This is a genomic window from Ewingella americana ATCC 33852 (genome assembly GCF_000735345.1).
Taxonomy (GTDB): Bacteria; Pseudomonadota; Gammaproteobacteria; order Enterobacterales; family Enterobacteriaceae; genus Ewingella; species Ewingella americana.
The window spans coordinates 36,463-44,386 of sequence record NZ_JMPJ01000041.1 but is presented as its reverse complement, the minus strand read 5'-3'; the positions used below and the strand labels follow the sequence as shown (position 1 = coordinate 44,386).

Annotated in this window: 7 protein-coding genes; 2 read left to right on the top strand and 5 right to left on the bottom strand. The window is 56.4% G+C overall.

Translation table 11 applies throughout. The annotated features are described in order from the left end of the window. Positions 1-443: 443 nt before the first annotated feature. Positions 444-1,010, top strand: coding sequence for a YbhB/YbcL family Raf kinase inhibitor-like protein (locus GEAM_RS07655; RefSeq protein WP_034790180.1), 567 nt, complete (start codon positions 444-446; stop codon positions 1,008-1,010). 18 nt (positions 1,011-1,028) lie between these two features. Here the strand turns inward: GEAM_RS07655 and GEAM_RS07650 are convergent, their stop codons facing one another. Further along, the gene (locus GEAM_RS07650) at positions 1,029-1,694 is read right to left on the bottom strand and encodes a DUF998 domain-containing protein (RefSeq protein WP_034790178.1); all 666 of its coding nucleotides are present in this window, start codon (positions 1,692-1,694) and stop codon (positions 1,029-1,031) included. A gap of 218 nt (positions 1,695-1,912) precedes the next feature. On the opposite strand from GEAM_RS07650, the gene GEAM_RS07645 reads away from it, so the two are divergent. After that, entirely contained in the window at positions 1,913-3,640 is a 1,728-nt protein-coding gene (locus GEAM_RS07645) for an alpha-amylase family glycosyl hydrolase (protein ID WP_034790176.1), read from the top strand. 74 nt (positions 3,641-3,714) lie between these two features. On the opposite strand, the gene GEAM_RS07640 is transcribed toward GEAM_RS07645, so the two are convergent. From GEAM_RS07640 to GEAM_RS07625, 4 genes are all read right to left on the bottom strand, one after another. Continuing rightward, positions 3,715-5,289, bottom strand: coding sequence for an ABC transporter substrate-binding protein (locus GEAM_RS07640; RefSeq protein ID WP_034790174.1), 1,575 nt, complete (start codon positions 5,287-5,289; stop codon positions 3,715-3,717). 174 nt (positions 5,290-5,463) lie between these two features. Next, positions 5,464-6,141 (bottom strand): ABC transporter ATP-binding protein, encoded by a 678-nt coding sequence (locus GEAM_RS07635; protein WP_034790172.1) that lies wholly within the window; start codon positions 6,139-6,141, stop codon positions 5,464-5,466. After that, positions 6,138-7,052, bottom strand: coding sequence for an ABC transporter ATP-binding protein (locus GEAM_RS07630; RefSeq protein ID WP_051899443.1), 915 nt, complete (start codon positions 7,050-7,052; stop codon positions 6,138-6,140). Before GEAM_RS07630 ends, GEAM_RS07635 begins: the two co-directional genes overlap by 4 nt. Next, on the bottom strand, positions 7,042-7,911 hold the full coding sequence (locus GEAM_RS07625) for an ABC transporter permease (RefSeq protein WP_034790170.1): 870 nt from the start codon (positions 7,909-7,911) through the stop codon (positions 7,042-7,044). Before GEAM_RS07625 ends, GEAM_RS07630 begins: the two co-directional genes overlap by 11 nt. Positions 7,912-7,924 lie beyond the last annotated feature (13 nt).

The window sequence follows — 7,924 nt, the reverse complement described above, 5'->3', positions numbered from 1 at the left end:
AACCCAAGACAAGCCCCCCCTGAAACGGCACGGCTGAAATGCCTCAAAACCGCAGTCAAAAATGGCGCTGAGCAAGAGGTTCAAGACTTAAGGCTTGAATCCCGCAGCGAAGGTACCGCCTAAGCGGCGACATTTTGCGGTGGATAACGGAAGCCCCTGAAACACGTCCATTTAGCCAGCGACAGCGCGCAGTAAAGAGCCGGAGATTCTTAAGAGGCGCGGCGATAGGCGACTCTTAAGGCCGGTGTGGCGGCAGCGCACGACCTTGACCTTTGGGCCAGTGTGGGCGGCGAGCCCACGGTCTTGACCTTGAATTCCCCAAAATTTGCAATTAAAACCCCCTTCAATAACAATTAACCCCTTTTCCTCTCCCCGCCTGTTATGCATATAACTCCCCCCTCCTGCTATGCTTTTCAAACACATTCCCATCGCAAGGATTCAACATGCCCGCTTGTAAAACACTGTTAAAAACTACCCTCGCCGTCTCGCTCGCTGCTTGGTTGCCTTTGGCTAATGCTGCGGGGATCTTTACCCTCAAGTCTGGCGACTTTAAAGATGGTGAGATGATGGCGCAGAAGTTCGCCGGGAATATCAAAGGTAATCAGTTCTGTACCGGTGAAAACGCTTCTCCGGCGCTGAGCTGGGAAAATGTGCCGGAAGGTACCAAGAGTCTGGCATTGACGATGGTTGACCCCGAGGGGCGCGGCGGGCTGGGGGTGAATCATCTGGTGGCTTATGGGATTTCGCCCGATGCCAAAGGCTTCGCTGAAAACGATTTGGCGAAAGGCAAAGGCTTTGTTGGCGGGAAAAGCACGCAGGGTAACGGGCATTACAACGGCCCTTGCCCGCCGGTTAGCGCCGGGGTTCACCACTACACCTTCACGCTGATCGCCACCGACTTAGCGCCGGACGCCCTGCCTGCGGGCCTGACGCGTGAACAGCTGTTTGAAAAACTCGACGGACACAGCAAAGGTGCCGCTGGGATTATTGGCCGTTTTGGTAACAAATAAGCTGACTCGCAGGCGGTTTCAGGCCGCCTGCTGCGTATTGCTCCGCGCCACCAGCAGAGAGATGCCGGTGAAGATTTGCCAAAAAGTGATGCTGTACACTGAGCCGCGTTCGGCAACCCCGGTGGGGAGAATATCCCGCGTGAGCACCACCACGCTGAGCAGGCCGAAAACGCCCAACAGCCAGCTTAACCTGCTAAATATCAGCCACGAGGGCTTATTCCACTGGCTCCAGCCCGCGCACAGCAAAGTCAGATTCCCGCCGACAATCGCCAGAAATGCCCCGAACTGATGCAGCGAGACGCCCAAGAAAACGGTGTCAGAAGGTTCACTGTGGAACAGGGCAATGAGAATGCCGCCTACGCCGTGCAGCAGGCCAAACAGCAGCATTAGCCTTCCCGACAGGCCGCTAAACAACGGGCGCAACAGCCAGCAGGCGATGAAAAACAGCACGCCCTCTAGTGCAAAACCAGAATTCATCACGCCATACAGTGGCGAGCAGATGTCTCGCCCGTCCGGCATCACGCCGCATTGGGCGACGCCCAGATCGCTAATGTAATTATTGATGTAACTGTAGGCCGGTTGCCGCCAACCCAGCGCGGCGATTTTCTCCGCCAATAAATAGATCAATCCACCAAGCATAAAACTCAGCGCACCGCCAATTTGACTCTTTTTTGCCTGCTGCATAAGCCCCTTAAATCTTCAAAGTTCAGACGATAAATCCTCGGTCAAAATGCAACATTTCATTAGCTCGATCATTGATTGTGACCCTACTCACAAAGCTGCGCTCTACCCTAGCTTGTTGAAATTGCATGGCTAAATAGCTGCTACTGTCATAACTCCTCGTATTAAAAATGAAACGCGATTGGTACTTTTTATTATTTTTTTACTCAGGAGAAAGTGACATGAAGAAGCATAGCATTGCGATATTCACCGCGTTAGCCGTCGCGGCAATTTCAGGGCAGGCGCAGGCCAAAAACGACGCGCCGGAATGGGTCAGCAAAGCGGTTTTTTATCAGATTTACCCCTCCTCATTTAAAGATTCTAACGGCGACGGCGTCGGCGACATTCAGGGAGTGATCGACAAGCTGGATTACATAAAATCCATCGGCGTAAACACCCTGTGGTTCAACCCGATGTTCTCCTCTGAATTCAAAGACGGCGGTTACGACATCACTGACTTCTACTCCATCGACAAACGCTTTGGCACCAACGCCGACTTCAAACGACTGGTGGAAGAGGCCCACAAGCGCGGCCTGCGCGTCTGTTTGGACTTGGTGGCGGGACACACTTCCGACCAAAACGCTTGGTTCTTAGCGTCGAAGAAAGGCCCGGACCAGCGCTATAGCGACTACTACATCTGGCCGGACAGAATTCCCGATGACGTCAAAGGCAAAGAGAAAGACCAAATCAGCGGTGTAATTGGTGAAGACAGCTTTGTGAAAACCGACTCAGGCCGCTCGCCGTTTTACATCAAAAACTACTACGATTCCCAGCCAGCGCTGAACTACGGTTACGCCAATCCGAACCCGCAGCACGCGTGGGAGCAGCCGATTGACGCCCCCGGCCCGATGGCGGTCCGCCGTGAAATCGAAAACATTATCGCGTTCTGGATGGACAAGGGCGCGGACGGCTTCCGCGTGGATATGGCCTCCAGCGTGGTGAAGAACGATCCGGGCAAATTGGCCTCCATCAAGGTTTGGCAGGACATCTCCTCATGGTACAAAGCCAAGTATCCCGAAGGCGTGCTTATCTCCGAATGGAGCAACCCGAAAGAGTCCTCTGCGGCAGGGTTCAACATCGATTTCATGATGCACACCGGCAAATATAACTTCTCCTCGCTGTTCTTTAACAAGGTCGGCGGCGAGTTCGAGCCGCAGGTCAGCTACTTCGCCAAGCAGGGCAAAGGCCAAATCAAGGAGTGGTACGATCTTTACACCGAGCAATACAACGCCACCAAGGGCAAGAGCTATATCTCGCTACCGACCGGCAACCATGATATCCAGCGCCTAAACGCCGGTGACCGTAACACCCTCGACCAGCTGAAAGTCACCATGACCTTCTTCCTCACCATGCCGGGCACGCCGTTTATCTACTATGGCGATGAAATTGGGATGAAATTCCAGACCGGGCTGTGGAACAAAGAAGGCAGTCAGGGACGCGCCACCAAGAACCGCGCGGGCTCAAGGACGCCAATGCAGTGGGATGATTCGAAAAACGCCGGATTCTCCACCGCAGATTACTGGAATCTCTACCTGCCAGTGGACAAAGACGTCAATCGCCCGACGGTGGCCAAAGAGGACAAAGACCCTGCCTCGCTGCTCAACTACACCCGCCAACTGCTGACGCTGCGCAAAGACAGCCCGGCACTGTCGGCAGACGGCGACTGGAAGCTAGTCAGCGACGTCAATCAGCCCTACCCGATGGTCTATTTGCGCTCCTCGGGCGATGACCGCTATCTGGTGGTGCTCAACCCAAGCGAGCAGCCGCGCGATGTTTCCGTCGCCGCGCTGAAGGTGAAAACTGCCAAACTGATGGCCGGAGATAACACCCAAGGCAGCTATAAGCCGGGCGACCAGAACGATGCCATCCACGCTGGCGCGATTTCTGCGCAGGTTTATAAGTTGGATTAAGTTAATAAAAGCTTTACCACATCAGCAAAAAGCCCCGCTAAACATCGCGGGGCTTTTTATCTTTCACTCTACTTTTACTTATTCACCGTATCCAAATACAGCTGGCTGCCCGCGACGTTCTGGCTGGCCCCCGTTACGTTGTCACGTAAAGCCACCAGTAGTTTGCTTTGCAGCGCCACCACGAATGGCGAATTGCGCTGCAATTCACGTTGCAGATCGGCGTAGCGCGCCAGACGTTTGGTTGGGTCAGACTCTGCCGCCGCTTCGCGGGTCTGCTTGCTGATTTCAGGGATCACCCACTGAATACGCTGGGCCAAGGTTTTCGGGCCGTCCGGCACGTTATAGGCGAAGGTGCTGGCGTTGGTATTCGGGTCGAGGTAATCCGCGCCCCAGTAGGTGAAGATGGACTGGAATTTGTGGGCGCGCATGCGGGTCAGCACATCGCTTTCCACCAGCGGATGCACCACTAAGTTAATCCCCGCCTTGGCGAAGCTGGCTTGCAGCGACTGGGCGATATCAGAATATGGCGGCTGGTTAATCACCAGCAGGTCAATTTTGGTGCCTTCGGCGATGCCCGCTTTGCTCAGGATCTCTTTAGCTTTGGCGACATCCAGCTTAAATGGCTGATCGTCGATTGCCCCGGCCAGACCGTCCGGCAGGAAGGTTTGGTGGATGGTGTATTGGCCTTTCAGCAAGTCTTGCGAGATGCCTTTGTAGTCCACCAGCCAGCGAGCCGCTTGCCACAGCGCCGGGTTATTCAGCGCGGGCTGGGTGGTGTCGCCGGTGTTGAAGGCCAGATAGAACACCTTGGTCGCCGGGAATTCAGAGACGCGCACGCCCTTCTCTTTTTGCAGCGAGGCGAACTGGTCGGCACCCAAGTCATAGGCAATATCCGCGTCGCCGTTCAGTACCAGCAGGCGGCGGGTTGCCGGGTCCGCGACGTTTTTGAACAGCACGTTTTCCAGCTTAGCCAGAGGGTGCGCATTCGGGTTGCGTTTGAGCACCAGCGCCTCGTGCGGCACGTAGTTGCGTACTTCAAAGGCACCGCTGCCCGCCGAGCGAGAGCGCAACCAGCTGTTGCCGAAGTCGTTATTTTCCGCATGAGATTTCACCAGCTTGCTGTCAACAATCGCCGCCACCGGGGCGGTCAGCACGCGCAGCACCAGCTCGCTGCCGATATCCGCAGGCCAGCTGATTTGCAGCTTATCGTCACCGACTTTTTTGAATTGGGTATCAATGTTGTCCGGCGTCCAGCCAAGCTCGCCGAGGATAAACGACGGGCTTTTGTTGAGCTTCACCGCGCGGGTATAGGAGTAAATCACGTCATCCGCCGTCACCGGGTTGCCACTGGCGAATTTCGCCCCCGGCTTGATGGTAAACACCAAGCTGTGGTCGCTGTCGCCCTTGGTCCAGCTCGACGCCACGTCAGGATCCAGCGTGTCCGGGTGCTGGCGGTCTGGAGAGACAATCTGCTGATAAATATTGATTAAATTCCCTGAACTCATGATTTCAAAACTTTCGGCCGGATCCAGACTGATGATCCCCTCAAGCGTACTGGCGATCACCAGCGTATCTTTCGGCGTCGCCGCATGAGCACTGAACGCCGCCGCAACGGCCAAGAAAAGCAAAGAAGGAAGACGAACTTTCATGAAGGCAAAACTCCCGAAAAATGATTTGTTTAGGGAGTTTACGGGGCGGATTCTAAGCAGCTAAATACTTATAAATGCATTAGAAATAATCAAAATGGATAAGAGTTTGCGGCTTTTGCATTGGCTTTTGATTTTGCTCCTTCTCCTCTGAGAGGAGAAGGAGCAAACCAATAATTACCCGACAATATGCCCTTTCGCCATATGCACCGCCCTGTCACACATGTGGTCAATCACATCGGCGTCGTGGCTTACCAGCAGCATGGTGAGGTCGGTTGAGGCTTTCAGGTCATTGAGCAGATTGAGAATTTCGGCCTGCACTGACATATCCAGCGCAGACGTCGGCTCATCCAGCAGCAGCAACTTGGGTTTGAGCAGCAGAGCGCGGACAATCGCCACGCGCTGGCGCTGGCCGCCGGAAAGCTGGTGCGGATAGCGATTCATCAGGCTAGGGTCGAGGCCCACCTGACGGAAACCTTCAGCGATTTTCTGCTCGATATCCTGCTCTTTAAGGATTTTCAGCGGCTCGGCCAGAGTGCGGCTGAGGCGATGTTTCGGGTGCAGCGAGGCATAGGGGTCCTGAAACACCATCTGCACGTCGCGGCGCAGGCTGCCGGTGAACGGCTTGCCCGGCACCAGCTGCTGGCCGAGCATGGTTAAGTTCCCTGACCATTGGCCGTTTAACCCAGCCAATACCCACAGCAGCGAGGATTTCCCGCAGCCGGAAGGCCCGACTAGCCCGAAGCACTCGCCCTGCTTAATGCTCAGATGCACGTCATGCACCACGGTGCGCAGCTCATAGCCGTGACGGTGTGAAACGCTGAGGTGTGCTAATTCAGCAACGACCTGACTCATGGCTGTGGCTCCTGTGAGGAAGCATCTTTCGATGAAGCGGATTTCAAAGACTCAAGCAGTGCGCGGTCCAGCACCGGCAGGCGTTCACCGTGGGTGAACTTGCTCGGGCGGCATGACCACAGAGTGTGAGTGTACGGGTGCGTGGCGTGCGCCAGCTGGTCGGCTGGCAGCTCATCCAACAGGTCGCCTTTGTACATCACCAGCACGCGTTCGCAGAACTGCGACACCTGCTGCAAATCGTGGCTAATCAAAATCAGCCCCATGTTGCGTTGCTCTACCAGACGCTCAATCAAGCCCAGCACCTGCTCGCGCATGTCGAAATCCAGCGCCGAGGTCGGTTCATCGGCAATCAGCCACTGTGGATCATTGATTAGAGCAATCGCCAGCATCACGCGCTGGCCCATACCGCCGGAAAGCTGGTGCGGATACTGCTTGCACAGGCGTTTCGGGTCAGGGAGGCCCACGGCGTTGAGCATCTCCAGCACCTTCTCCTGCCGCTCTTTGCGACCAAGACGGGTGTGCAGGCGCAGCGGCTCTTCCACCTGCCAGCCAATCGGCTGCGACGGGTTTAGCGCGTGTTTTGGATCCTGCATCACCATCGATACGCGGTTACCGCGCAGCTGGTTCCACTGGCGTTCGCGCAGTGTCAGCAGGTCTTGGTCACCCAAGGTCAGCTGGCTGGCGCGCACTTCGCAAGGATGTGGCAACAGCCCCATCAGAGCGCGGGCGGTTAAGGATTTACCCGAGCCGGACTCTCCCACCAGCGCCACGCGCTCTTTTCCGACGCTGAAAGAGAGTGACTTCACCAGCTCCACCGGGCGCGGGCCGGGCAGATAGACCGTCAGGTCTTTGGCGACCAGCACGTCATTGTGCAGGGTCTTTTGTTGGTTCTTCTCGAAATCATTTGCCATGTCGCGGGTCCATTTTGTCACGCAGGCCATCGCCCAGCAGGTTGAATGCCAGACTGGCGAACAGGATTGCTCCACCCGGCGCGGCTGCGACCCACCACTGGTCGAAAATCACTTTGCTGCCTTCGGCAACCATCGAACCCCATTCGGCGGTCGGTGGCTGGATACCCATGCCGAGGAAGCCCAAACCGGCAGAAGCCAGAATAATGCCGCCGAGGCTCAGCGCCGCGCGCACCACGGCGCTAGGCAAGCACAGCGGCAGAATATGGCCGAACATCAGGCGTAAGCCGCCAATGCCCTGCATACGCGCCGCCGCCAGATAGTCACTGCGGCGCAGCGCCAGCGTCTCCGCCCTCGCCTGACGAGCAAACGGCGGCCAACTGGTGAAAGCCAGCGCCAGTGCGCCATTCATCAAGCCCGGGCCAAGGATAGCCACCAGCGCCAGCGCGATAACCAAGCTTGGCAGCGACAGCACGATGTCAGTCAGGCGCATGATAATGCGCTCATACCAGCCGCCGATGTAACCCGCGCTGATACCCACCAGGAGGCCAATCGGAATGGTCAGGATCAAAATCAGCGACACCAGCAGCAGCGTAGGCCGCGCGCCGTAAATCACGCGGGAGAGCAAGTCACGGCCAAAGCCGTCAGTGCCCAACCAGTGCTCGGCAGAAGGCGGCAGCAGGCGAAACTCAATGTGCTGAATGTTCGGGTCGAAAGGTGCCAGCAGCGGCGCAAGCAGCGCGCAGGCAATCAGGATGATGACCAGCACGGTGCCAATCGACAAGGTGGTGATACGCCTTGCCGGACGCCATTCGGTCGAGGCATCGACCTGCGTTGGCTGGTCAGGAATAAGTTGAGTCATATCAGTCAGCCAC

Coding starts and splice junctions, on each gene's coding strand:
- GEAM_RS07655 (WP_034790180.1), top strand. CDS start 444: ATGCCCGCTTGTAAAACACTGTTAAAAACTACCCTCGCCGTCTCGCTC.
- GEAM_RS07650 (WP_034790178.1), bottom strand. CDS start 1,694: ATGCAGCAGGCAAAAAAGAGTCAAATTGGCGGTGCGCTGAGTTTTATG.
- GEAM_RS07645 (WP_034790176.1), top strand. CDS start 1,913: ATGAAGAAGCATAGCATTGCGATATTCACCGCGTTAGCCGTCGCGGCA.
- GEAM_RS07640 (WP_034790174.1), bottom strand. CDS start 5,289: ATGAAAGTTCGTCTTCCTTCTTTGCTTTTCTTGGCCGTTGCGGCGGCG.
- GEAM_RS07635 (WP_034790172.1), bottom strand. CDS start 6,141: ATGAGTCAGGTCGTTGCTGAATTAGCACACCTCAGCGTTTCACACCGT.
- GEAM_RS07630 (WP_051899443.1), bottom strand. CDS start 7,052: ATGGCAAATGATTTCGAGAAGAACCAACAAAAGACCCTGCACAATGAC.
- GEAM_RS07625 (WP_034790170.1), bottom strand. CDS start 7,911: ATGACTCAACTTATTCCTGACCAGCCAACGCAGGTCGATGCCTCGACC.